The organism is Sodalinema gerasimenkoae IPPAS B-353 (assembly GCF_009846485.1).
Taxonomy (GTDB): domain Bacteria; phylum Cyanobacteriota; class Cyanobacteriia; order Cyanobacteriales; family Geitlerinemataceae; genus Sodalinema; species Sodalinema gerasimenkoae.
Map to the genome: position 1 here is coordinate 2,002,524 of NZ_ML776472.1, position 24,549 is coordinate 2,027,072.

The window sequence follows — 24,549 nt, forward strand, 5'->3', positions numbered from 1 at the left end:
AGATACTCTCGTCTGGGAGTTATCGGTCTATTAAGTCTCAGCCTAGTCCTCCTAATGGATGCCCCCTTAGCCGCACTTCCCCTCGGACTTGAAACCAAGACCCTACAGGATATCCTTCTGAGCCTATTATCTGTTCTGGGCTTGATTGCCATTAACGCCTTCTTCGTTACGGCCGAATTTTCCATGGTCTCCGTGCGGCGATCGCGCATCAATCAACTGGTGGATGCGGGGGATCTCCCGGCCCGCAGCGTGCAGATTCTGCAACAGGATATCGATCGCCTCCTCTCCACCACCCAACTGGGGATTACCCTCTCCAGTCTGGCCCTAGGCTGGATTGGCGAGAGGACTATGGCGTCCCTCGTCGCCCTACTGCTAACCGCACTTCCCCTCTCCCCTCCCGTCGCCACAGTCGTCACCCATAGCCTCTCGATTCCCCTGGCCTTCCTTCTGGTGGCGTACCTACAAATCGTTCTCGGGGAACTCTGTCCCAAATCCCTAGCCCTCCTCTACGCCGAACAACTGGCCCAACTGCTCGGGCCCCCCAGTTTGGCGATCGCCCGCTTCTTTAACCCCTTCCTCTGGATTCTCAACCAATCCACCCGCCTACTCCTACGCCTAGTCGGGATTCGCGATGTTGATCGCCGTGTCTATAACCGCGTCACCCCCGAAGAACTGCAACGTATCATCGCCCTCGAAGGAGAATCCACCGGCCTAGAAGCCGAAGAACGGGAACTTCTAAGTAACGTCTTTGAATTTGGGGATGTCGCCGCCGAAGAAGTCATGGTTCCCCGCACCCAAATCGCGGCCCTTCCCAGTGATGCGACCTTTAGCAGCTTCCTAGAGGAAGTGGCCCGTTCTGGTCATTCCCGCTATCCCATCATTGGTGAATCCCTCGACGATGTGCGGGGAATCGTCCATCTCAAAGAACTGGCCGAACCCCTCGCCCGCGGTCAAATGTCCCTCGACACCCCCATTCAACCCTGGGTTCGTCCAGCGCGCTTCGTCCCGGAATGCACCCTCCTAGGAGAACTGCTCCCCCTCCTGCAACGTTGCGGCCAACCGATGGTGATGGTCGTCGATGACTTTGGTGGAACTGCGGGCTTAATCACCATGCAGGACATCATTGCCGAAATTGTGGGCGAGAGTCTCGAAAGCGAAGGAACCGAAGAGTTAGCCGTACAAATGGTGGACGAGCGCACCTTTATTGTGCAAGCCCAAATGGATCTCGAAGAAGTCAACGAACTGCTCGATTTAAAGCTTCCCCTCATCGACGACTATCAGACCCTGGGAGGCTTTCTGATTTATCAAATGCAAAAAATTCCTAAGATGGGCGAGGGGTTCAGCTTTAATGGCCTCAACTTAGAAGTGGTGACCACCGACGGGCCGCGACTGCACCAAATCCAGGTGCAACGACGGGATAACTCTCCTCCCCTTGATACTCAACTCTCCTCAATCTCCATATCAGGTTCAACCACAATGGAGGATCTCGATTTAGAAACCGATTTCGTTGACAAATCGTCCTCCAGTCGCGAGAGCCTCGACTCAGATTTAGGTTTAACGGACAGTGACCCACTGCTAGACGAGGAGGGCGACTCTGAATCGTTTTCGTTCCCCTCAGACCAGGAGCGATAGGGATTAAGGCCCCTATCGCCGGCCAGAGCTAACTAGGAGGGCGTCCTAGAGGCTGAGATACCCCATCTCCTTGAGGGTATTGAGTACCTTATTCACACTCTCCTCATGGGATTCTAAATCCGTACGACATTCAATCGTCGGGTCGCTCGGCGGTTCATAGGGATCGCTGACCCCAGTAAAATTGGCGATTTCCCCACTGCGGGCCTTTTTGTACAGGCCTTTCACATCTCGCTCCTCGCACACCGCTAGGGGAGCATTGACAAAGACTTCCACAAAATCACCAATGCGAGCCTTAACTTCCTCACGCACCGATCGATAGGGGGAAATTGCCGAAACTAAGACAATCACCCCATTGCGAGTGAGCAGATGGGAGACAAAGCCAATACGACGGATGTTTTCATCTCGGTCTTCCTTACTAAAGCCCAACCCTTTGGTGAGATTTTGGCGGACAATGTCCCCGTCTAGGATTTCTAACTTGCAATCGAGCGATCGCAGCTTTTCGGCAACCGCCTGGCTAATGGTTGTTTTTCCCGCTCCACTGAGTCCGGTAAACCAAACCGTAACACCACGTTGTTGAGTCATTCTCGTTTATCTGTTGTACTGTTGTTCTAAGTATCTTACCCCAAGTATTGCCTTGGAGTTGAGGCATCGAAGCCCATTCAAAATACCATGGTTAGGGCAAGGATTGCCTCGGGTTAAGCGGATTCCTTCAGCAGACTTCTATAATCCATAGAAGGTCATGATTAGCCAAGGAGCAAGCAACATCAAACTCAAGGTCAATGGCGCACCAATCCGGGCAAAATCCGTAAATTTATAGCCTCCTGGCCCATAGACCATGGTATTGGTTTGATAGCCAATGGGACTCAGATAACTATTGGAGGCGGCAAAGGTGACGGCGAACATGGCGGCAAATGGATTCAATTCTAAGGTTTGGGCGACTTCGACGGCGATGGGGAGCATCAAGACAACTGCGGCATTATTGGAAATAATTTCCGTAAATATCGAAGTGATGACAAAGAAAAAGACCAGCACCCAGTACCCTGGCAGTTCTCCCCCAATGGCAAGGAGGTTGTCAGCAATCCAGGTTGTGGTTCCCGAGTTACGCATGGCGACGCCAAGGGGAATTAATCCCGCCAATAAGAAAATAATATCCCAACGAATCGCGCCATAGATTTCTCCAGGACGTAAGCATTTGGTCAGAATTAAGGCGATTACTCCTGCCCAGGCACTGACGACAATTGGCATAATGTTAAACGCTGAAAGTGCAATCACGGCCAAGCCAATCCCCACGGAAATCCAAGCTTTGTCTTGCCGGATTGTCTCTACATTTCGTTGCTCAAGAACTAACAACTCTCGGGTGGTTTGCAGTCCAATAAAACTCTGTTTAGGACCCTGCAAGAGCAACAAATCGCCAAAGCGTAAGGGGACCCGCCCTAGGGGACCTTTTACCAACTCTGAGCCTCGACGCACGGCTAAAACGGTGGCATTATACCGCTGTCGGAAGCGAATTTCTTTAAGGGTTGTCCCAATTAAGCGAGAGTTGGAGAGAATCAGAACTTCACCGATTTTTTCTTCCTCAGAACTCAAGACAGAATCCAATGATTTTTGGGTAAATTTGACATCTGCAACCAAGTCTAAACCTCGCTCCTCTCGGATTTTCAGGAGGTCTTCTCGACCACTGCGTACAACCAACACATCTCCGGCTTCAAGGATTTTATCCGCTAGAGGTTGAGCAAATCTCACTTTATCCCGTAGTAGCTCTAACACGTCTAAATCGAATTTTCGTTGAATGCCACTATTGTTTAACGTTTCACCCACAAGACTAGACTGAGGGGTGATGACCAATTCAGTGACATAGTCTTTTAAGCCATAATCTTGGGTGAATGACTCCCCCTCTGTCTTGCGATTGGGGAGTAACGCAGGACCACAAAAGGTTAAATACAAAAGACCAAAGATAAAAATACAGACACTCGCCTTAGAAAATTCAAAAATCGTAAAAGTTCGATAGCCGAGTTGTTCTGAGAGTCCACTCGCTAAAATGTTGGTTGAAGTTCCCACTAACGTCATCATTCCTCCCAAAATAGAAATATAGGAGAGAGGAATCAGAAGTTTAGAGGGCGATCGCTTTTGTTTACGACACCAGTCCTCAACAATGGGCAGAAAAATTGCCAAAACAGCGGTGTTATTGATAAATGCCGAAATGGGCCCCACTAAGACCCCCAAGGTGAAAATCTGACGACTGGAACTTTTGCCCCCCCAACGCACTAAGAAATCACGAATGATTTGGATAACCCCGGTTTTGGCGATGCCAGCACTGAGGATAAACATCGCCATCACGGTGACGGTTGCGGAGTTACTGAAACCGGACATTCCTTCCTCAGGAGTCACCAAACCACAAAGCATTAGCAAAACGGTCACGGACAAGGCGATAATATCGGGCGGTAAGAGTTCGCTCACAAAGCCAACTAATGCCAACACCAAGATAACCAGGGTCAGAAAAATATCCATTTAGGGGTATCTTGCAGGGTTCCAGGACAAGTTACTATTCTAGGTCAGAGTTTGGGAAAACAGGGGATGATGTTGTTTTTACAACCTCCTGGGGCCGGATCAGGGTAAATTGAATGGTCAAGCAACTAGAATTTGATAGGATGGGGGAGGCGAGATACATCTAAGAGTTGGGATTTGAGCATGAAGCGTTTAAACAACCGTGCTTTGGGGATTCTACGGGGGGAACTTCAAGGGGATACCCGGGGTGATGTGGGGGAGCGTGTTGTTCGTAAGTTACTGCTTCAGGAACTGGAGGGATTGGCACGGCAGGAGGGACCCCCTCTGACGGAGTTGCAACTGAAACGGATTATCCAAAATCGTTATCCCGCGTTTAAGAATCCTGTAATTGAACGGGCCGCTAGAGCGAATCAGCCCTCGAAAGCGCGAACCCTAGCGATAACTCTCGGGGGGGTTGTCGCCGGCGGGGTGGGATTGACGGGGTTTGTCTTTCTGGCTAATCTTCCCTATCCGATGATTCGTCAGCCTATTGCCGAACATGCACCGATTTTGCTGCTTCCGAGTTTCCTGAGTATGGATCATAATTACCGGGAGGCGATCGCCCTGGTGGAACAGTCGGATCAACTGGTGAACCAGGCCACCAGTGCGGCAGATTTGGAGTTAGGGCAGGAAAAAGTGACTCAGGCCCAACATCATCTCGATCAGCTTCCAGTCTGGTTTCTGGGCTATTACCCCCAACGCTACTGTACCTTTTTTGGCTGTTCCTGGAAGTTTACCCACGATGAGTTTGAGGCGGCCCGTAAGAGTGTCGGGCGCATGGATGTGATTCTCTTCCAAGAACGCAATGCCCATGATCAACTCGATGAGATTTTAGAGGAACTCAACGCTGCGCGATCGCAGTACCGACAAGCCACCAGCCACCGAGGCGCAGAACAGGCCCTCCTCGATTGGCAAGATGCCATCGATCGCCTAGAACTCATCCCCCGCCAAACTCTAGCCGGAGAGTTAGCCCGAACCCACCTCAATGCCGCCAACCGCGATTTCCGAGAAGCCCGCCAAAGCCTCAACAATTAAAAGGGCAGGACTCGCCACTTGCAGATTGCCCCTACTGCCTACTGCCTACTGCCTACTGCCTCTTCCCCTACAACTGCCCAATCATCTTATGGGTTTGAGGAACCACCCGAACATGCTGAATCGTACGCTTCATCATGGTTTGCCAGGCCAGAACCTGCTCAGGATCGGGAACAACGGCATCTCGGAATGAATCCTTGCGGAGGGCTTCATTCGTAGCCCGTAAGACCCCATTGAGAGGAGTGACGGGCTGTAAATAGATGGGGGTATCTGAGTTAATTCGGGAGACTAAATGGGCCACCCGTTCGAGTTCTTGGGCGGGAGTGCGATCGCAGACAATGGTCTTGACAAACACCGAGACGCCGGCCTCATGACAGAGTTTTAAAAACTGCTCATGTTCAGTCCACCAGGTTTCACCGCTGGTACTGGGTAACTTAATATCCATCCCCACTAAATCCAAGTAGGGCAAAACTGGCCCGAGTTTGTCGGGACGATGTCCTCCGGTTTCTAGATAAACGGGCAGTTGGGTGCGTCGGCGAATTTCGGGTAAAAACGCTTCTAAGAAGGGGGCGTGCAATAGGGGTTCTCCCCCTGTCAAACTAATACTGTCATGTAGCCCCGGTCGGTTTTGCCGTTCTACCCAAGCGGATAATACCTCCACGGTGATCGGGTTATCGTACTCATCAAAGTCCCGTAATCCCGGTGTGCGTTCAACACGGCAACGGGCAGGGGCCTGCCAGGTATGAGCGCTATCACAGTAGAGACAGCGCAAATCACAGAGGGCAAAGCGGATAAAAATCTGCCGAGTGCCAATGTTGGCCCCTTCTCCCTGAATTGCCGAAAAGACTTCAACAAGTCGTGCTGTTTGCCCCTTACTCATGGCCAAATTCCAATTTCTTTACTCGGCAATTTCTCGCGATCGCAGTTACAACTGGCCACCCAAAGTCTGATAGGCCTCTAAAATGGTGGCTTCTGTATCCTGCCAACTTAAACATTTGTCGGTAACGGATACACCATAACGCAAGTCTTTGAGATTCGCGGGGATCTTCTGGTTCCCTTCAAACAAATTCGACTCTAACATCATGCCGACAATGGAAGAGTTGCCCCCTTGGATTTGGTCAACCACGTTCTGGAACACCCCAGCTTGACGGCGATGGTCTTTATGGGAATTACCATGACTGCAATCGACCACTAAGCGCGGGGGAAGTCCGGCCCCTTTGAGTTGTGCTTCGACTTTGGCGATAGACTCGGCGTTATAGTTAACCTGGCCGCCACCGCCGCGCAAGATAATGTGAGCGTAGTCGTTGCCGCTGGTCTTAAAAACGCTCACTGAACCATTTTCATCGATTCCTAGGAAACTATGGGGTTCCCGAGCCGCTTTCATGGCGTTTAGAGCCACTTCGATGCTGCCGTTAGTCCCATTTTTTAGCCCAACAGGCATCGAAAGTCCGCTGGCCATTTCCCGATGAGTTTGCGATTCAATGGTGCGAGCGCCGATGGCAGACCAACTGAGGACATCGCTGATATATTGAGGCACGATGGGGTCAAGGGCTTCGGTGGCGGTGGGTAACCCGAGATCGGCAATGTCGGCCAGGAGTTGGCGCGCGAGGAGGAGTCCTTTTTGGATGTGGAAGGAGTCATCCATGTCGGGGTCGTTGATGAGTCCTTTCCAGCCGACGGTGGTGCGGGGTTTCTCGAAATAGACGCGCATCACCAGGAGGAGTTTATCCTGCACGCGATCGCTCAGTTCCCGCAGCCGTTGAGCATAGTCTTTGGCCGCGTTGACATCATGGATCGAACAGGGGCCGACCACAATGAAGCTACGGGAATCCCGGCGATCGAGAATGGCCTCAAGTTCGCGACGGGATTGCCCGATGGTCTGTTGGGCGCGATCGCTCAGAGGCACTTGAGCCTTCATCTCCACGGGCGGTTGGAGAACCTGAGCGTTGGCAATATGAGTATTGAAGAGTTGTTCCGGCATGGTGTGCGGCATGGTATGCGGCATGAGGTGCAGTCTGGGTAAAGTCGGGAGCGCAGGTGCTGATATGAAGCCCGAGTATTCATCTTAAAACAGTTCTTGGAGGAAGGATATCCGGAAGTTGTGATAATTCGCGGAGGAGTCCTTCGGCCAGGGAAGATCAGGGGTCGTCTGAGGCTTGGGTGGCGGCGGCTTGGGAGCGTTCCATCAACTCGGGGACGGTGACAAATTCATAGCCTTGTTCTCGCAGTTCTTTAATAATCGTGGGTAGGGCCGCGACGGTGTGATGACGGGGCCCCCCGCCGTCATGGAGGAGGACGATCGCCCCTGGATGAACCCCATTGAGAACTCGCTGAATAATCCCTTCACGGGGTAGGAAGTAGTCGGAACTGTCTACGGACCACATGGTAATGGCGTAGTTTTGGGCGGTGGCGTAAGGGGTTAGGGCATTGTTGAGATAGCCGCCGGGGGGACGAAACAGTTGGGTGCGCACATGGGTGTATTGATAAATCAACTCTGCCGTCTGCTCGATTTCTTGATAGGCCAAGGCGTCACTTTTGACGACGTAGGGATGGGACCAGGTGTGATTCCCTAAGATATGTCCTTCGGCCACGATGCGTTGCAACAGTTCGGGATAGGTGGAGAGAACTCGCCCGAGGACGAAGAAGCTCGCCTGGATATTATGCTCGTGCAAAATATCGAGAATTTGGGTGGTATAGGGGGAGGGGCCATCGTCGAAGGTTAGGGCAATGGCGCGATCGCCGGAGGCCAGGGGGAGCGATCGCACAATCTGACCTCGGTAAGGCTCCGGAACAGCATGATAAATGTCGGGGGGAAGGCGATCGCGTTCGATTTGCCGTTTAGTATTCTCTTGCAATCGTTCTAATCGGGCCAAAGAGATGTCAGTATGCTGGCTGACAGTCTGTTCAACGGGGGCAACTTCTAAGGGCAGAAGTTTGGGAGCATAGTTCACTGGACGTAGTGAATCTACACGGTTGGCTCCCATCAATAGGATGAGGATGACAATGGCGATCTGACCCACCAGATGGGGATAAGGCTGAGGCAAGATCCGGCGGCGCATAAAATAGGGAGCAACTTTTATCAATTTCATGGGATTGACAACAGTTTTTCTAAAGTCTTGTAACAATTTCAGCAGTCGTCATGAGTTCCTAGCTCCTTTAGCACCTCTTATCTTTTATCATTGAGATAATGATGTAGGAGAGGTGCATAGGGTGTTTCAGTTATTTGGGTTGGCTCAAGGTGTTAAGAAATATTGCTATTGGCTTTCGGTGTCTCTCCCCTGTTTGCTGTTAGCGATTTGCGCTGATTTGCCCTTGGCACTCACCTCAACCCGTGGAGCGATCGCCCAAGAAGACTCTAATGTTCAAAGAACTTCTGCTGGAGAGATTTATTGGTATGGGGAATCCCCTCAACCTCAAGTTCTTGGCGCCGCCTATATGGTTTTAGAATCTCGCGATAACCAAGTTGTCGGGGGCTTTTTTATGTACCAATCCTCCTTTGATTGTTTCTATGGGCGAATCACCAATCACTCGTTACAGATTACCGTGATTCCCACCTATGAGCCGAACCATTATCCCTATGCTGTGCAACGCTCGGATACGGCGATCGCCAGCCCCGAAGGTCTCGCTGCAACGCCTGAGTTTGAGGGGTTCCATCCCTTGAATCGTCCCGATGAAGTGGCCCGCCATGTTTTAGAAACCTGTCGTCATGAATATGGAGACTTGGTGTGGCAATGAGCTGTAGGTCGGGAACTCACTCCTGGACTCTCCCAGGAGGGGAACCCACCCCTCGCCCCTCCCAGGGGAAGAACCCACCCCTGGACTCCACCAGAGGGAGAACCCACCCCTGGACTCCACCAGAGGGAGAACCCACCCCTCGCCCCTCCCAGGAGGGGATTTTTGGTCTCTACTTTAAGAGACACTTACCGGTTCAGTAAATAGCGCCTTAAAAAGCTTTCCAATGACTCCATTTGGATATCAAAAACCGATTCGAGTCGGTGAATTTCTTCGGAGGTACAGAAAAACTCGTTGGCTAAGAGAATTCGTAAGGTTCCGAGCGATCGCTGCAACTCAGGATTGAGAAATCCTACCGCTGAACGGACCCCATCGAGTACCGTTAAGGGGAGATTGACCACAAAGGGATCTTTCTGGAAGACTTGACCAAAAATTTTCGGGATATCCTCACGAGTGAGGATTTCTGGGCCACCCACAGCAAAAATTTGATTCCTGGCGGCCTCATGTTGGGGTGATTGGATGGCAATTTCCGCCAAATCATCGGGACTCAGAATCGAGGAGCGGTTTTTGAGATCGCCAATGGCAAAGTAGATCCCCGTATCTCGGAAGCGTTCGGCCAAGGGTAAGAGATTCGAGGCAAAACCCGAGGGCCGTAGGATGGTGTAGTTCACATCTCGTTTTTGTAAGGTGTTTTCCACCTCACGCTTAGCCTTAAACACAGGAGAATCTTGGTAGCCGCGATCGGTTCCTAACACCGAGACATAGACAAAATGATCAATGCGGTTTTCCTGGCCAAAATCCATTAAATCAACGTTGGCTCGGTAGTCAATGGCTTGAGCTTGGCCACTATCAGAGCCATGGGCGCTGATAATATAGCGGACATCCCGACAGGCTTTGCGGATATCTCGCTCTTGGGCCAAGTCGCCGATAAAAATTTCTGCGCCCCGTTGTTCGAGTTCCGCATAATTTGACGAGAGTCGTACAAACGCTCGCACGGGCAGATCGCGATCGCGCAACCGCCGTACAATCCGTTTGCCGACACTTCCGGTTGCACCAGTGACTAAATACATAAGGCAAATTCCAGTTAGACTTAGAGACAAGAGTTGCTAGACAACAGGGGCAATCGTGACTGTGATCGATCACCTGTGGGCCTTGCCCATGCTTATTATTGTATTTGCCTTAGGCGCGTCCATCGGTAGCTTTGCCAATGTGGTGATCTATCGGCTACCGGCCGGCCAATCCCTATTACATCCTCCCTCTCGTTGTCCCCATTGCGGTCATGGCCTGGGGAAGGGGGAAAATATCCCAGTGTTGGGTTGGTTACGGTTGCGAGGACGCTGCGCCCATTGCCATACTCCCATTTCCCCCCGCTATCCCATCGTTGAGGCAGTGACAGGACTCTTGTTTTTGGGGATATTTTGGCGCTATGAGCTGTCTCTGACAACGTTAGGCTATTGGCTCTTTTTAACAGGACTGTTGGTGTTGGCCCTGATTGATTGGGATACGATGACGCTCCCCAACCCCCTGACGCGCTTGGGAGTGTTGTCTGGGCTAGTCTATCAGACTCTACAAGGCTGGCAAGGGGACTCCGCCATCGGGGGACTCATGCAGGCAATTTTTGGGGCGGTATTGGGGATTTGGTTAATTGATGCGGTGCGATTTTTGGGGTCCTTGGCTTGGGGTAAAGAAGCCATGGGCGCGGGGGATGGCAAATTACTGGCGGCTATTGGCGCTTGGTTAGGCCCTGGGTTAATGGTGATTTCCGGGTTTATAGGGGCGTTTATGGGGGCGCTAATCGGTGGAGGAGCGATCGCCCTGGGGATTTTGGGGCGATCGCAGCCGATGCCCTTTGGCCCCTTTCTCGCCCTGGGAGGGGCGATCGCCGCGCTCTGGGGGCCAAGCTTACTCAATCTCTACCTAGAGATATTTTTTCCTGCGGGTTTGTTTTAACTGTCCGTTGTTGCCTCAGAACGAATTTGACCGTTATAGGTGGCCTCTAACTCCCAAGTATTGGGGTTGACGATGACCACAGTTTCAAGGCTGTAGTGAGTGTCTCGGGGGGCACGCCCTAAAAAGCGAAATTCAATGTCCCCAGTCTCCGTTAAACGATAGGGCGCATCAGCAGAGGGCCCGTGCATCGAGGACTCAGCGCGATAGCGTTCCAAGCCCCCATTGAGGCGTTCAGCCAGTTGACGGGCTTGGTTTTTAGCCCGCTGCACGTCGAACGGCGATAACGAGAACGCCTCTAAACGAGCATTGCGCTCCGCGAAGCGATCTTGGGCCCGAGCGGGGGCAGGAGTCACAACTGAGGCACTCAGGAGGGTAAACAGAGCAAGAGGTAAAAGAGACTTCATGGAATGATCCTCCATAGATTCGGGGTTAAACGGCCTGCATATCAGAGTATCCTGGGAGAAGAGTTGGCTAGATTGGCCAATTCCAGATCGTGATCTGCCACAAGAAATCGCGTTTGAGTCCCGGAATTTGATAGGATGCGATCCATGACAGAGATCCCTGACCTATCCCAGTTCTTAGAACACAGCGACCGTCAACCTAGCCAAATCCCCTGACCAGATACCGGTTTGAGATGGCTTACCTGTCAGCGGCTCTGTCTGTGCTTAAACCTCTGTGCTTAAACCTCAGCCGCGAGATTGCTTTTAAAAATCCCAGAACTTCATGTCTCTATTTGATTGGTTTGCCGACCGGCGCAAGTTAAATTCTATCGGTCAGAAGCAGCAAGAACGAGAAATCGCCGAGGGGCTTTGGACAAAGTGCGAGTCCTGTGGTGTCTTAACCTATACGAAGGACTTGGCGGCCAACAACATGGTGTGTCCCGAATGTGGTCATCATGGTCGCATTTTTAGTGATGAGCGTATTCAACAACTGATTGATCGTGGCACCTGGCAACCCCTCAATCGCCAGTTGCGCCCCACTGATCCCTTGGGATTCTACGATCGCAAGGCCTACCGCGATCGCCTCACCGATTACCAACATAAAACCCAACTCAATGATGCCGTACAAACCGGCTTTGGCGACCTCGATGGGTTGCCTATTGCCCTTGGGGTGATGGACTTCCGCTTTATGGGAGGAAGCATGGGATCGGTGGTGGGGGAAACCCTGACTCGTCTGATTGAGCAGGGAACCGCTGATGAGCGTCCGGTGATTATTGTCTGCGCCTCTGGAGGAGCGCGGATGCAGGAAGGGATGTTGAGCCTGATGCAGATGGCAAAAATTTCTGGAGCCTTACAGCGCCATCGCCAATCGCGATTGCTCTATATCCCCATTCTGACTCACCCCACCACCGGCGGCGTCACGGCCAGTTTTGCCATGTTAGGTGATATTATCCTGGCTGAGCCGAAAGCTACCATTGGTTTTGCGGGACGGCGGGTGATTGAGCAAACATTACGCCAGAAACTGCCAGAGGATTTTCAGTCCGCTGAGGATCTGCTCAACCATGGATTTGTCGATGCTATTGTGCCCCGTCCCCAACTCAAAGGACTGTTAGGGCAATTAATTCATTTGCATCATCCGTCCCTGAAACGGAGGCATCATCAGGTTTCCCAGGGTCATGGGAGTGATGCCGTTGCCCTAGAAATTTCTGGGTCAAACGAGCCATCCTAACTCCCTAAAGATAACAAATCCTTAAAACAATCGCTCTAACGTCCCCAGACTCTGGCATGATATGTGTACTGACAAGAGATTTAAAGCTTGTCCCACATTCAAGCTTGGCTGAACATCAATAAAGTTTAGAGGAAAACAATGCTAAAAAGATTCTTTTGGCTTGCGATCGCCATGGTCGTCTTAGTTTGGAGCTTCGGGAATAACAGCGCTATGGCGTTGGAACTCGATGCCGAAACCCGCACCGTGGTGCTGAACGAACAAGGGGAAAGCGTCACCTTCTCCATAGAACAAGCCACCCGTGGAAAACGCCTCTTTGGTGATATTTGTGCCCAGTGCCATCCCGTTGGACTGACCAAGACCAACCCGAACGTCAACCTAAGTTCCGAGAGTTTGGCCTTAGCAACCCCCCGTCGGGATAACGTAGAGGCGTTGGTGGATTATATGAAAAACCCCACCACCTTTGATGGTGAGTTTGATATTTCCGAACTGCACCCGGCCACGTCCAGTGCAGACATTTTCCCTGAAATGAGAAATTTAACAGACGACGATTTGTTTAATATCGCTGGACATATTCTGATTCAGCCCAAACTGCGTGGAACTCAATGGGGTGGCGGTAAGGTTTATAACTAAATCTCCCCATTCTGCCGGTGAACGGTGAAGGCGTGACAGCGATGAACTTCAGGTTCGGTCTGAGGTTTCGTCGCTGTTGCCCTTCTGCTTCATTGGAATACTCCAAGACCTATTACAGGCTTGAGAAAACCGGGCGATCCTCAGTGGCGATCGCCGGTTTTTTGCAATTTTGCCGTTTTTAGACAAGGATCACTATGGCTGTTCAACCCACCGTGTCCCTGGGCATTTGGTTTAAACATACCCTCAGCGCGATCGCCATCCTAGGAGTTTTGCTTTGGGGAGGCTCCCCCTCGTTAGCCGATGGGATTAACACCGATGTGGCGCGATATCTGACCCCAGATGGCCCGGCTCAGGTGAAACTAGATGCTCAAGGAAATCAAGCCAGTTATTCCGGTGAAGCCCTAACCCGAGGCCGGGATATCTTCATGGAAAACTGCGCCTACTGTCATGCCAATGGCCTGACCCTTCCCCTTCCCCAAGTATCCCTGACCCTGAAGGACCTAGCCGCGGCCACCCCGCCACGGGATAACATCAACAGTTTCGTGACCTATCTGCGCGAACCCATGACCTATGACGGGTCTGAACCCAGTTACTGGTGTCGGGAAGTTCCTGAGAGTTGGCTGGCCCGTCCTGAACTGGAGGAACTGGCCGCCTTTACCCTCAGTGCCGCAGAGAAAGTCCCCGGCTGGGGAACGGTTCCCTCTAACCGCTAACCCCAGACTCAATACCCCTTAGGAGGGAGTGCGGGTTTGGGCGGGGGACTCTGGATGTTCCGCCTCTGGATGTCCGAGGTACTGATCATAGAGAGCCGCTTCGTAGCCTAACCGCTCTTCGACGGCTGGCTCCTCGCTCTCGTCATAGGGGATTTCTACAGGAACTTCTGCCCCATTGACCACAGACCCCAGGACACGCACTCGGTCTTCGGCCTCTTCGAGCATTTCTGCATATTCATTGAGGAGGCCGCCCCGAGTGACCCCCGGCCGAGCCACAATCAGCAGACCATCGGTGAAGGGTTCGAGGGCCAGCGTGTCATTACATTCACTCAGAGCCGGAGAATCAACCACCACAAAGTCAAAGCGGGCCCGAGCCTGCATCAGCAACTGGCGCAGTTCACTCGACTCAATGACCGCCGGTGCATTGCGTTGGGGACCCGGACTGGAGGCCACATAAAGGTTGGGCACATCGGGAACCAGATGAGCGTTCTGATTCAGGCTGTGATAGTGCTTCAGGGGGTCCGTCAGTCGTGCAGGATCCAGAGCGATTTTCAAGGACTCCGCCTGGGAGTGCGATCGCACATCGGCTTCTACTAACAGAGTGCGTTTTCCGGCACGGGCGGCAGCGATCGCTAAGTTATACGCCGTAAAGGACTTGCCCTCCTGAGCCGCAGGACTGGTAACCAAGACAATCCGGGGTGGTTTCCCCTCAATCCGTTGTAAGTTACTACGCAGCCGCTCGTAATAATCCAAGTAGGGGGAATGAGGCGATAAGAGGACGGGGAATGGGTCTTCGTCGAGGGTATCGAAGCGATCAACATGGGGAATGGTTCCCAACACGGTCAAATCCCGTTCCTGTAGAGCGCCACGCACTTCTTCCATGGTGTAGAAGCGCCCTTCGAGAGCCGATAAGCCAAAGATTAACACCGCCCCAGCGGCCAAACCAGCCCCACCACCAATGAGAACCAGGATAAAGATATTGGCAGCCTCTTCCCGTATTTCTTGAACCTGGGGTTCTTGGGCAATACTGAGGTTACTAACTGTTTCTGTCCGCGCCGACTCAGCATCAATTAGCCGAGCCTGTAACTGGTTAAATAGAGACTTATGAATGGCAACAATCTGACTGAGTCGTTCCCGTTCCAACTCTAAATTGGGGAGATTCTGGTACTCAGCCAGCAACTCATTCTCTAGTCGTTCCGATTGCACCAGATTTTGCAGCAGCATCTCCCGCTGGGTTTGTAAGCCTACCAACTGATTGGCCATTTCTTGCCGGGTTGGGTCTAGGCTGCTTTGAGTGCGAACTCGGCGACTATCATACAGGGGTTGACCGATGCCATCTCCCCCAATCACCTCTTGAGCGCGGTTTTCCAGCAGCCGTTCTAACCCCGCCAGTTGGCGACGCAATTCGACAACCTGGGGGTGATCTTCACGTAAAGTTTGGCTCAGGAGGGCTTGCTGACTTTCAATCTGGTGAATCTGTCCCCGTAGATTATTGACGATGGGATCGCGACTCAACGCCGACGAGGTATAGGCTTCATCCACCGTTAAGCCTAAACGCGCCTCCAGACTCTGCATTTGGGTGGTTGTTTCTTCAATCTGTCGTTGCAGTTCATCCTGGCGATTTTGAGCGCCGCGAATGTTGCCCACTAAAACCCCATCACGACCGAGAATCAAAGCCGCTCCGTCAATGCGGTCAAATTGTAGTAAGTTCTCCTCGGCTTCTCGTAAGTCTGATTCAACCTCGGGGATACGCTCGTTTAGGGCTGCAATCAACACATCGAGGCGCGATGTATTGAGCATCCGGCTTTTTTCAACGGATGACTCCATCAGGAGTTGCACGACTTGTTTGGCCCGTTCTGGGGTGGCATCAACGAAGGAAATGGTATATAACTGCGGCCCATCACTGCCGGGAGTTCGCAACTGGGCAGAGCGAATCTGGCGAGGATGCACGCCCACTTGTTCCGCCACCTGCTCAACCACCTGGTCATCTAGAAGAAACTCACGATTGAGGGCTTGCTTCCCCTGTTCTTGGATGTTGGGTCCCGTTTGTGACACGGTAACCGGTTCCTGGTTCAAGCTCATGACCCCAGAGGCGTTGTAACTCGGTGGGGGGGGTTCTTCTAGGCCCATGAGTCCAGAAACGCCGACGGCTAGGGCGAAGACGGCAAATCCGGCGAATTTATATTTCCCAAAGGCAATGATGTACCGTTTGACGATTGAGGGTGCCACAGTTGATATACCTGTTTGAGTCTTATCTCTAGTTTACGGGGTCGACCGAATTGGGGAATATGGGGATTTAGTTCTGATTGTTGCCATCACCGGTTGGGCCAAAAAGGTTATTGGCGCTATTGGAGAGTTGGTCAAAGAATAAGAGAAAGCCCAAAACATCCCGGAAGGGTTGAGTAAAGGTGTTCAGAAAGTTCCCCAATTGAGCGATGAGGTTCCGTCCCACTACAATAACATCTCGATCCTGGAGTAAGGGGTTCTCCTCCATGTTACCCATGATGGCTTCTCGCACATCGTAATATTCTGTTACAGGTTCACCCACTTCTTCATCAAAGCGAATCAAGGCCACACGGCCGAGGCGAGCGGTATTGATGGGAACTCCGGCGACGGCATCGGCTAAACGACTGCCAGCGGGGAGATCTTGTGGTCCGGCAGCGTTCCCCGGGCGACTCACCAGGCGCACCACAATCCGTTGTTGGGAGAAGGTGGTGCGGGCCATGAGTTCAACATCATAGCTTTCGCGATCTTCGGGGCGAATTTCAGGCACGATAATTACATCACCATCTTCGAGGCTCAGTCGGGGAAGGGGTCGTCCTTCAAGTAGAGGGGTAAACAGGTCGAGTTCCCGTTCGATGGCCGTTCCGTCCGGAAGGCGACGGCGAACGAGAATCCGTCGTAAGTCGGCGGTGGTTTTAGTCCCCTGGGCAGCGATGAGAACGTCATCGACTTCCGGGGCGGGACGAGAGTTAGTCTCGTAGTAACCGGGACGAACCACCTCGCCGGTGATGGTGATAGCAATGGGTCGGCTGGTCGTGGAGACGAGGGCGGTTCGCTGCAAGATGTCGCGATCGTAGTCGGAGTCAAATTCACGGGGCCGGGTTGCGACTCGGACTACGTCACCGTCTCGCAGACGCACATCGGGGATCGCCTGGCCCAGAGTTAGGGGGGTATGCAGGTCAAAGGTTTGGCTGATTCGCTCTCCGTCGGGGAAACGCCGTTCTACGGTCACTTCTCGCAGATCGGCATCCATGGTCACCCCACCGGCGGTAAGGAGGGCTTGGACGAGGGGAGAATTGGGTGCGATGGGGAAGAATCCGGGGCGATCAACTTCTCCGGTGACGGTGATTTGAGATTGTCTGGGTTGAGCGAGAACGACCTGGACATCAGGGTTGACCACAAATCGGTTAAGAGAGGTTTCTAGGAGATTGGCGGCTTGGTCAACGGTGAGTCCTTGGAGATTAACGGTTCCCAGGAGGGGGACGAAGATGGTGCCTTGGAAGGAGATTTGGGCGGTGGTGCTGAGGTCTTGAAAGGGGGGCTGGACAACGATGGATATGCCGTCACCGATGCCGAGGCGGTATTCATCCCAGGCGATGCTATCAATGGGAACTTGCTGCTGAGGCGGACGGCGGGAATCTTGAAGGATGCCGGGGGGAAGTTGTTGAGAGGCGGGAAATTGATCGATGCGATCGCGCAGCCACCTCTCCAAATAATCCATGATTTGGAGATGTTCGGTTTCTCGCTGAGTTTCAAATTGCCGCCACTGGGGGGATAGGCGGCTTTGAGGCACTGTCGGCTCCAAGATGCGACGCTCATCCTCAGTTTGGGCGATCGCCGTCTGAATGGGCAGGAGCTGGATGGCTACCAGTACGGCCCCGGAGAGCAGGGCGGTACCTGAACGCCAACGGGGGAGATGGGAAAAGTGGGAAGGAAGCACGACTCACCTCGGACAAGTTGAATGGGACAGATTTAAGTGCTAGATGCTCTGATTGAAATGGTTTTTGAGTCTGACTACTGTCTTAGTTGGTGTGACGAAAGACAGGCTAGGAACAAGAGGGTTAGTCAGGGGTTGAGGTGGTGTTGAAGCCTTGTTCTAGGAGGGCGGTATGAACTTGTTGCGCGAAGGTCTCCAGGAAGGGACTGGCGTCATCCACTTGACTGAGATGCTCGATGGGCACAATCAGAGACACGGCGACCCAGGGTAACCGACGATTCTGTAGACGAGCCATGCGATCGCGCCAGAACCAGCGCACGAGGCTGGGATTGCCCCCATTTTCCCAAGCATACCACTGGACGATAGCAAAGCTACGTCGTTCAGTGCGCCCCCGAAAATAGCGGGCTTGAATCTCGGTGGATCTTCCGGATTCAGGGGTTACGGTGAATCGTAGTTGTTGATGTTGATCTTCGGTCCAACGTTCTCCCTGGGCCCGTCCGAGTCCCCGCACATCGATCCATTCCATTTGAGGTTGGGCAGAGGTGCCAGTTTGAACTCGCTGGGGACTCATCAGAAGGGTGGCGCGATCAGTTTGTCCTTCTGGCGGCTCGGGGCCGTCCCAACTAAGGGTTTGCATGACCCAGCGGTTGGGCCCGAGCTGTATATTCTGTAGATCGACACTGGTCCAATTGTCTAAGGTCAGGCCCTGATCCCGTAGGGTTTGCAATGAGGCAATGGGGGCATCGGGGATGGGGTCGATGGGTGGACTTCCTTGCAGGTACCTAGGAATCGCTCCGACCAATAATAGGATCAGACAGAGGGCGATCGCCGCTTTGGCAAACCAAGACGATCCCCATAGAGATCTAGAAGGTTTTGCCGTTGAGAGGGATTTATCTACAGTCATAACAGGTGAAATGTTTAGGCAGTCCGACAGGGCGATCGCCCCCCTCTGTTATAGCAAGTTCTCAGAGTGAACAACGAAAAAGACTAGAGGTTGATTAACCCCTAGTCTTCATCGATGTTTAGATGGGCAGAGAGAGACTCGAACTCTCACGGCCGAAGCCGCCACATTTTGAGTGTGGTGCGTCTACCAATTTCGCCATCCGCCCATTGCGTTGGTTTTGTCACTATAGCAGCTTTCACTGCATTTTAACAAGTCATAATAGTTTTGGCTGCTAGACCAGCGATCAATCTCCCGGGCCCGCAACACCGGGACAGGGTGGCTCAGTTGCTCGGTTTGTAGTTGTTTTAGGGCTTCTCCGAGGGCATCCTCCCCAATCTCGTCGTAGGAGCGAGCTTGCTCTAGGAAGGCATCTAAGTTGAGCTGGGGGGACAGGGTGGGGGAACCTCCGGCGAGCTTCATCAGCACCGACATGACGGTTCGAGGATTTTGAGTGGCCAACAAGGCGGCGCGATCGCAGCTAAATTCGGCACAGCGCAACCACTCTAACATTTGCGCCTGAAGACTCTGGGCCACTAACGCCCCCCAATTGGGCACTTGACCGACGGCGAGGGTAATTAAATTGGCTAAGGTCAAATAGACCCCATGCTCACATTTGAGATGGCCCAACTCATGGGCAATCACGGCCTGAGTTTCCTCGGGGGTTAACAGTTCGAGTAAGGAAGTATGGAGAACCACAAACGCTTGTCGTCCGCGCATGGCAAAGGTATAAGCATTTGGAACTGGATGTTGGCGCACATACAATTGAGGAGCTTCCACATCCAACACCTGAGCAGCTTCGAGGAGTAGCTGATGCAGTTCCGGGAGTTGTTTGGGGCCAACCCGCACCCCAGAGGCGATATTTTCTAGATAAAAATACTGTTCTCCTAAGGCCCCGAGGAGATTGCGAATCACGACATCGATACCAGGGATCTGCTTCAAGGCGGTGGTGGCCTGCAAATCGAGGGGATGGCGGAACTGTTCCGATCTCAGCCCCACCAAGAGCGTTTTGGAGAAAGACATGATAACTCAACCTAGACAATATATTAGAGAACGGCGACGAACCCCAGTCTCTATTATAGATGTCCTCTCTTGTCCCCTAACTTGGCGCGTCTTGGCTGACACCAAAAACAGCGAGCCATTGTATGACTCACTGTTTTTCAATGGGGGTGCCAGGGGTGAGATTAGACGGTCTGTTCGCTACTGACGGGGACTCGTTCTACCCGCGCCCCGAGGGTTTGCAGTTTGCCCGCTAAGTTCTCATAGCCGCGATCGAGATGTCGCAACTCTTGCACCACCGTTTTACCTTCGGCGGCCAGGCCTGCTAACACTAGGGCGGCGGAGGCTCGTAAATCGGTGGCGACTACGGGGGCCCCAGAGAGCATGGAAACCCCACGCACCACAGCAATATTCCCCTTGACGCGAATATCAGCGCCCATCCGTTGCAGTTCAGCCACATGACGCAAGCGGTTTTCAAAGACCGTTTCGGTGATCACGCTGCTGCCCTGACTGAGGGTAAGCAGGGCCATGAACTGGGCCTGCATATCAGTGGGGAAGCCGGGGAAGGGTTGGGTTTCGATGTCCACGGCTTGAATGGGCCCAGGAAGGACGCGCAGGCGATTGGGAGTATCCATGACCACCTGGGTTCCGGCACTGCGCAACTTGGCGATCGCGGCGGTGAGATGTTCGGGAATGACGGGGGAGAGGCTAATCTCGGATTGGGTAATGGCCCCGGCAACGAGGAAGGTTCCGGCTTCGATGCGATCGGGAACGATGCTGTAGTCAGCGGTATGGAGTTTGGGAACGCCACTGATATGGATAGTTTTGCTGCCGGCCCCCTCAATTTTGGCCCCCATAGCGCGGCAGAAGTTCGCCAAATCAATGACTTCGGGTTCTTGGGCGGCGTTATCGAGGATGGTTTCCCCTTCCGCTAGGGTGGCAGCCATCATTAGGGTTTCTGTGGCGCCGACGCTGGGATAGTCCAGATAGATTTTCGCCCCTTGGAGTCGTTTCCGGCCGCCGGTAATGCAGGCCCGGACGACACCATGTTGAATCTGCACATCGGCACCAAGGGCCTGTAGGCCACGAACATGGAGATCCACAGGACGGGCGCCGATGGCACAGCCGCCGGGGAGGGGAACGTTAGCAACCCCTAGACGGGCCAGTAACGGACCGATGACAAAGAAGCTGGCCCGCAGTTGGCTCACCAGTTCATAGGGGGCTTGGGATTGGCCGATGTGACTGGCATCGATTTCCATGACATCGCCGTCGCGGTGGAGTTTGACCCCCAGGGCGCTGACGATTTGGGCCATGCGGGCAATGTCCACCAGTCCAGGGACATTACGAAGCCGACAGGTCTCAGGGCAGAGTAGGGCCCCGGCGATGAGGGCTAGGGCGGCGTTTTTGGCGCCACTAATGGTCACGTCTCCCGAGAGAGGCTGCCGTCCCCAGATATGTAGAACGGACTCGTTAACTTCTGTGGAGAGGGTCTGTTCTAGAGTGGTGCTTGTCATAGGGGATTGTGCAGTTTCGATACGGTGAGTTGGGGAAGTGGGGGAACGGAGTTCCGTGGGATTAAAAGAACGATTAATGGGTCTGTCCTCCAGAACGACAGTCTCAGCTCGTTAGAGATGAAAGGTTGGTTTTGATTTTACCCAAAACCCAGAAATTTACGTTTTAGCTCCCTAAATTGTTGCAAGAAAGCGGGAAATGTAGATCCAGGCTGGGCATGATGCACCCTTAGGCGCGATCGCCAAGGGATCGCTACCTAAATTTAGGCATTAGCGTTACACGATTTCATCCTGTTTGTCAAACGAATGTCAAATCTTTGACATTCGTTTGACATAAGATGTCCCTCAGGGGAGCCGGAATCCCTTGGGGGTCATCCGGCTAGCGCGGGGATGTTCAAGTCCTCTTGAAGCAGTTGTTCAGCTCGCTGAGCGTCCAGGGGGCGGGAGAACCAATAGCCTTGCCCATAATTACAGCCGAGATCTTGTAGGTACTTGAGTTGTTGTGGGTTTTCGATGCCCTCGGCAATGGTGCAAATTTGCAAATGTTGGGCCAGATTGACGATGGCTGGGGCGATGGGGGGCCGGCCATCACCGTTAAAGAGCCGTTCGACAAAGGAGCGGTCTAGTTTGATAATCTGAATCGGGAATCGATGGAGATAGTTCAGGGAACAATAGCCGGTACCGAAGTCGTCGAGGCATAGGACCACGTGACGGTCTTGGATTTCCTCTAGGAGCACGATGGCACTGTCTACATCCTCCATCAGGGCCGTTTCGGTGATTTCTAGTTTTAGGGTTCGTCCATCGAGCTGAGTGTCGGCTAAGAGGCTATCTAATTGGCTGATGAAGGCTTGGGAGAGTTGCTTCCCGGAGAGGTTAATGCTCATCGAGAGGAGATCGCAGCCGAGGATGGTCTGTTGCCAATGTCGTAGTTGATAACCGGCAGTACGCAACACCCAGGCCCCGAGAGCTTGAATGGAGCCACTTTCCTCGGCAATGGGAATAAACTCCGAGGGGGAGATATTACCATAGCGGCTATGTCGCCAACGAACTAGGGCTTCAAATCCACTAACTTTTAGGGTATCTAGGCAAACGATGGGTTGATAGACAACCTTCAACTCGTTGCGCTCGATCGCTCCCCGTAGGTCAGTTTCCAACTGTAGCCGTCGGACGGCTTCACTGCGCATGGTGCGATCAAACACCACATAGCCTTCAGCGGGTTTCTGCTTTTTCGCCCGATACAGGGCAATGTCGGCATCCTGTAATAAATCTTGAGGTTGGCGGTGGCCGGGGTGGGCCGGAGCAATGCCGATGCTGACTTGGGTGAAGATGTGGTGATTTTCGACGGGGAGGGGATCTTGCAGAGATTGTTGCAGACGTTGGGCCAGGTCAATGGCTTCTTGCAAGTCCTGGGTATTTTCCATGAGGATGGTGAACTCATCTCCCCCCAGGCGAGCCAGGGTGTCACCAGGCCGTAGGCAGAGTTCTAGGCGGTGGGCAATTTCTAATAAGAGGCGATCGCCGATGACATGGCCGAGACTATCGTTGACCCCTTTGAAGTTATCTAAATCCAAGAAGAGAACGGCGAATCGATAGTCTTCATGACGGCGCGATCGCCGTAAACTGCGTTCAACTTGTGAGAGGAACCAACCCCGGTTCCACAATCCGGTTAACTCGTCATGGGAGGCGTTGTAGCGCAGTCGTTGTTCCGTTCGCTTGCGTTCGGTGATATCCACCACGGAGCCTTCATAGTAGAGCAGCAGCCCCTGGTCATCACGAACGGCCCGCACATCTTCAGAAATCCAAACCACAGATCCATCACGACGATAGACTTCCGCCTCAAAGCCGGAGACAACTTTTTGGGTTTGTAACAGTCGTAGCAGTTTCGCGCGACGACTCGAATCAACATAGAGTTGACGGTCAATGTTGTCGAGTTGGGAAATGAGATGTTCCGGAGAGTCGTAGCCCAAGATGCTGGCTAACGCCGGATTGGCACTGAGATAATAGCCTTCAGGAGAGATTTGAAAAATGCCTTCGATCGCATTCTCGAAAATACTACGGTACTTGGCTTCTGCGGTAGCCAAGGCCTGGATAGTTCGTTGGCGATCGGTGATGTCATTGCCAATGCCCAGGATAAACTCACAGGCCCCACTGGGGCGTTGGCGAACCGCTCGACCATGCCACGCCACCCAAAGAACTTCTCCATCACGGGTCATAACAGAGCTTTCAGTTTGAATCATATCCAAGACATGAACCAGGTCCTGGAACATCTCTTGCACATGGGGGCGATCACAGGGGGGGACAAAACTGGAGAGGTAGTCTTGGCCCAACACATCTTCACGACGATATCCCAAAGCCTTGAGCATCGACTCATTCATGCGCAACACTTCCCCTTCCGGGGAGACGGCCACCACAAAGGCGGGATTGGCTTCAATGAGGGTGTGATTAAACAGCCGTTCGCGATCGAGGGCAAATTCAACGGCGCTGCGATCGCGTCGAGGCCGACGAACCCATCGATACAGACGGCGCAAAAACAACAATGCTGTGGCAAGTAGCACACTGAGCAAGGCTGCCAACGTCGGAGATATCCAGGGTTCTAAGTGAACGTGACCGATGCGAAGCGATTGCAACAGTTGTGAGTCTGACAGATAGTTTTGTAGCAGGTGCTGTCCGTGCCATATTGCTAGGACAATCGGAACAGTCACCACCGCGACTCTCGCTGTCGCCAGCCTGAAATGATTTCGGTTGTAGTCTTCGGCTGTCATAACTGCTGAGCGTCAAATCAAGGACCCGTCCCATCACCGTGAGGTCATTGGTTGGTCGTGTCACTCCCAGGGTAAAACGGGTCAGACCAATTTGGATGTTGTTTGAGACACAAAAGTCTGACAGTCAATCAGGGTAATCTGGGGGATCTTTCTTAAGTTCTTGTAGATTTCCCTGGAGCTTAACCACAGGTAGAGGGGCTGGCCCAACGTTTAAGTTAAGCAGATTACAAGGGATAGGACTAGGATTGTTCGTAGTGTATCACCCTTTTCTCGTAACCGATTGAGGGGCGAGTCCCCATGGGAACTTTTTGCGTTGACTTAGCGACTTGTTATCATATCCAAGGTTTTGGGGCTGTGGCTCAGATGGATAGAGCAAGCGCCTCCTAAGCGCTAGGTCGCGAATATCCAAGGTTTTGGGGCTGTGGCTCAGATGGATAGAGCAAGCGCCTCCTAAGCGCTAGGTCGCGGGTTCGAATCCCGCCAGTCCCGTTCAGCA

Annotated in this window: 20 protein-coding genes and 2 tRNA genes; 8 read left to right on the top strand and 14 right to left on the bottom strand. The window is 52.9% G+C overall.

From position 1 onward, the window contains the following. Positions 1–54 precede the first annotated feature (54 nt). A complete protein-coding gene (locus L855_RS08690) occupies positions 55–1,632 on the top strand; it encodes a hemolysin family protein (RefSeq protein WP_159786842.1) in 1,578 nt (525 codons plus the stop codon). 45 nt (positions 1,633–1,677) lie between these two features. Here the strand turns inward: L855_RS08690 and cysC are convergent, their stop codons facing one another. Together cysC and L855_RS08700 are read right to left on the bottom strand one after the other, a co-directional pair. Continuing rightward, positions 1,678–2,214, bottom strand: a complete 537-nt coding sequence (cysC, locus tag L855_RS08695; RefSeq protein WP_159786845.1) for an adenylyl-sulfate kinase — start codon at positions 2,212–2,214, stop codon at positions 1,678–1,680. Between the two features lie 138 nt (positions 2,215–2,352). Then, positions 2,353–4,140, bottom strand: a complete 1,788-nt coding sequence (locus tag L855_RS08700; protein WP_159786848.1) for an SLC13 family permease — start codon at positions 4,138–4,140, stop codon at positions 2,353–2,355. Between the two features lie 180 nt (positions 4,141–4,320). On the opposite strand from L855_RS08700, the gene L855_RS08705 reads away from it, so the two are divergent. After that, positions 4,321–5,211 carry a hypothetical protein gene (locus tag L855_RS08705; RefSeq protein WP_159786851.1) on the top strand — a complete coding sequence of 297 codons (891 nt, stop codon included), beginning with the start codon at positions 4,321–4,323 and terminating at the stop codon, positions 5,209–5,211. A 67-nt stretch (positions 5,212–5,278) separates the two neighbouring features. Here the strand turns inward: L855_RS08705 and L855_RS08710 are convergent, their stop codons facing one another. From L855_RS08710 to L855_RS08720, 3 genes are all read right to left on the bottom strand, one after another. Continuing rightward, on the bottom strand, positions 5,279–6,088 hold the full coding sequence (locus tag L855_RS08710; protein WP_159786854.1) for a 7-carboxy-7-deazaguanine synthase QueE: 810 nt from the start codon (positions 6,086–6,088) through the stop codon (positions 5,279–5,281). Between the two features lie 45 nt (positions 6,089–6,133). Continuing rightward, complete coding sequence (locus L855_RS08715; protein ID WP_159786857.1) at positions 6,134–7,189, bottom strand: 3-deoxy-7-phosphoheptulonate synthase; 1,056 nt, start codon at positions 7,187–7,189, stop codon at positions 6,134–6,136. A 157-nt stretch (positions 7,190–7,346) separates the two neighbouring features. Further along, on the bottom strand, positions 7,347–8,297 hold the full coding sequence (locus L855_RS08720) for a polysaccharide deacetylase family protein (protein ID WP_159786860.1): 951 nt from the start codon (positions 8,295–8,297) through the stop codon (positions 7,347–7,349). A 121-nt stretch (positions 8,298–8,418) separates the two neighbouring features. On the opposite strand from L855_RS08720, the gene L855_RS08725 reads away from it, so the two are divergent. Next, entirely contained in the window at positions 8,419–8,943 is a 525-nt protein-coding gene (locus L855_RS08725; RefSeq protein ID WP_159786863.1) for a hypothetical protein, read from the top strand. A 185-nt stretch (positions 8,944–9,128) separates the two neighbouring features. On the opposite strand, the gene L855_RS08730 is transcribed toward L855_RS08725, so the two are convergent. Continuing rightward, entirely contained in the window at positions 9,129–10,010 is an 882-nt protein-coding gene (locus tag L855_RS08730; RefSeq protein WP_159786866.1) for an SDR family oxidoreductase, read from the bottom strand. 88 nt (positions 10,011–10,098) lie between these two features. Here L855_RS08730 and L855_RS08735 point away from each other — a divergent pair, with 88 nt between their 5' ends. Continuing rightward, entirely contained in the window at positions 10,099–10,890 is a 792-nt protein-coding gene (locus L855_RS08735; protein WP_192925015.1) for a prepilin peptidase, read from the top strand. On the opposite strand, the gene L855_RS08740 is transcribed toward L855_RS08735, so the two are convergent. Next, entirely contained in the window at positions 10,887–11,294 is a 408-nt protein-coding gene (locus L855_RS08740) for a hypothetical protein (protein ID WP_246198774.1), read from the bottom strand. The two genes, L855_RS08735 and L855_RS08740, sit on opposite strands and share 4 nt — an antisense overlap. A gap of 319 nt (positions 11,295–11,613) precedes the next feature. Here L855_RS08740 and accD point away from each other — a divergent pair, with 319 nt between their 5' ends. The 3 genes from accD to psbV2 all read left to right on the top strand — a co-directional run bounded on the left by accD (position 11,614) and on the right by psbV2 (position 13,901). Then, on the top strand, positions 11,614–12,558 hold the full coding sequence (accD, locus tag L855_RS08745) for an acetyl-CoA carboxylase, carboxyltransferase subunit beta (protein ID WP_159786872.1): 945 nt from the start codon (positions 11,614–11,616) through the stop codon (positions 12,556–12,558). 138 nt (positions 12,559–12,696) lie between these two features. Continuing rightward, positions 12,697–13,188, top strand: coding sequence for a photosystem II cytochrome c-550 (gene psbV, locus L855_RS08750; protein ID WP_159786875.1), 492 nt, complete (start codon positions 12,697–12,699; stop codon positions 13,186–13,188). Positions 13,189–13,382: 194 nt separating this feature from the next. Next, a complete protein-coding gene (gene psbV2 / locus L855_RS08755) occupies positions 13,383–13,901 on the top strand; it encodes a photosystem II cytochrome PsbV2 (RefSeq protein WP_159786878.1) in 519 nt (172 codons plus the stop codon). 18 nt (positions 13,902–13,919) lie between these two features. Here the strand turns inward: psbV2 and L855_RS08760 are convergent, their stop codons facing one another. The 7 genes from L855_RS08760 to L855_RS08790 form a co-directional block, all read right to left on the bottom strand. After that, positions 13,920–16,130 (bottom strand): GumC family protein, encoded by a 2,211-nt coding sequence (locus tag L855_RS08760; RefSeq protein ID WP_159786881.1) that lies wholly within the window; start codon positions 16,128–16,130, stop codon positions 13,920–13,922. A gap of 67 nt (positions 16,131–16,197) precedes the next feature. After that, a complete protein-coding gene (locus L855_RS08765) occupies positions 16,198–17,844 on the bottom strand; it encodes a polysaccharide biosynthesis/export family protein (RefSeq protein ID WP_159786884.1) in 1,647 nt (548 codons plus the stop codon). A gap of 121 nt (positions 17,845–17,965) precedes the next feature. Further along, positions 17,966–18,745 carry a cyanoexosortase B system-associated protein gene (locus L855_RS08770; RefSeq protein WP_159786887.1) on the bottom strand — a complete coding sequence of 260 codons (780 nt, stop codon included), beginning with the start codon at positions 18,743–18,745 and terminating at the stop codon, positions 17,966–17,968. 123 nt (positions 18,746–18,868) lie between these two features. Continuing rightward, positions 18,869–18,950, bottom strand: a tRNA-Leu gene (locus L855_RS08775). Next, complete coding sequence (locus L855_RS08780) at positions 18,929–19,804, bottom strand: M48 family metallopeptidase (protein WP_159786890.1); 876 nt, start codon at positions 19,802–19,804, stop codon at positions 18,929–18,931. The genes L855_RS08775 and L855_RS08780 overlap by 22 nt, the downstream gene beginning before the upstream one ends. 161 nt (positions 19,805–19,965) lie before the next feature. Then, positions 19,966–21,294, bottom strand: coding sequence for a UDP-N-acetylglucosamine 1-carboxyvinyltransferase (gene murA, locus L855_RS08785; RefSeq protein ID WP_159786893.1), 1,329 nt, complete (start codon positions 21,292–21,294; stop codon positions 19,966–19,968). A gap of 368 nt (positions 21,295–21,662) precedes the next feature. Next, a complete protein-coding gene (locus L855_RS08790; RefSeq protein WP_159786896.1) occupies positions 21,663–23,993 on the bottom strand; it encodes a putative bifunctional diguanylate cyclase/phosphodiesterase in 2,331 nt (776 codons plus the stop codon). A 475-nt stretch (positions 23,994–24,468) separates the two neighbouring features. Here L855_RS08790 and L855_RS08795 point away from each other — a divergent pair. Beyond that, positions 24,469–24,542 (top strand) — tRNA-Arg (locus tag L855_RS08795). Positions 24,543–24,549: the final 7 nt, after the last annotated feature.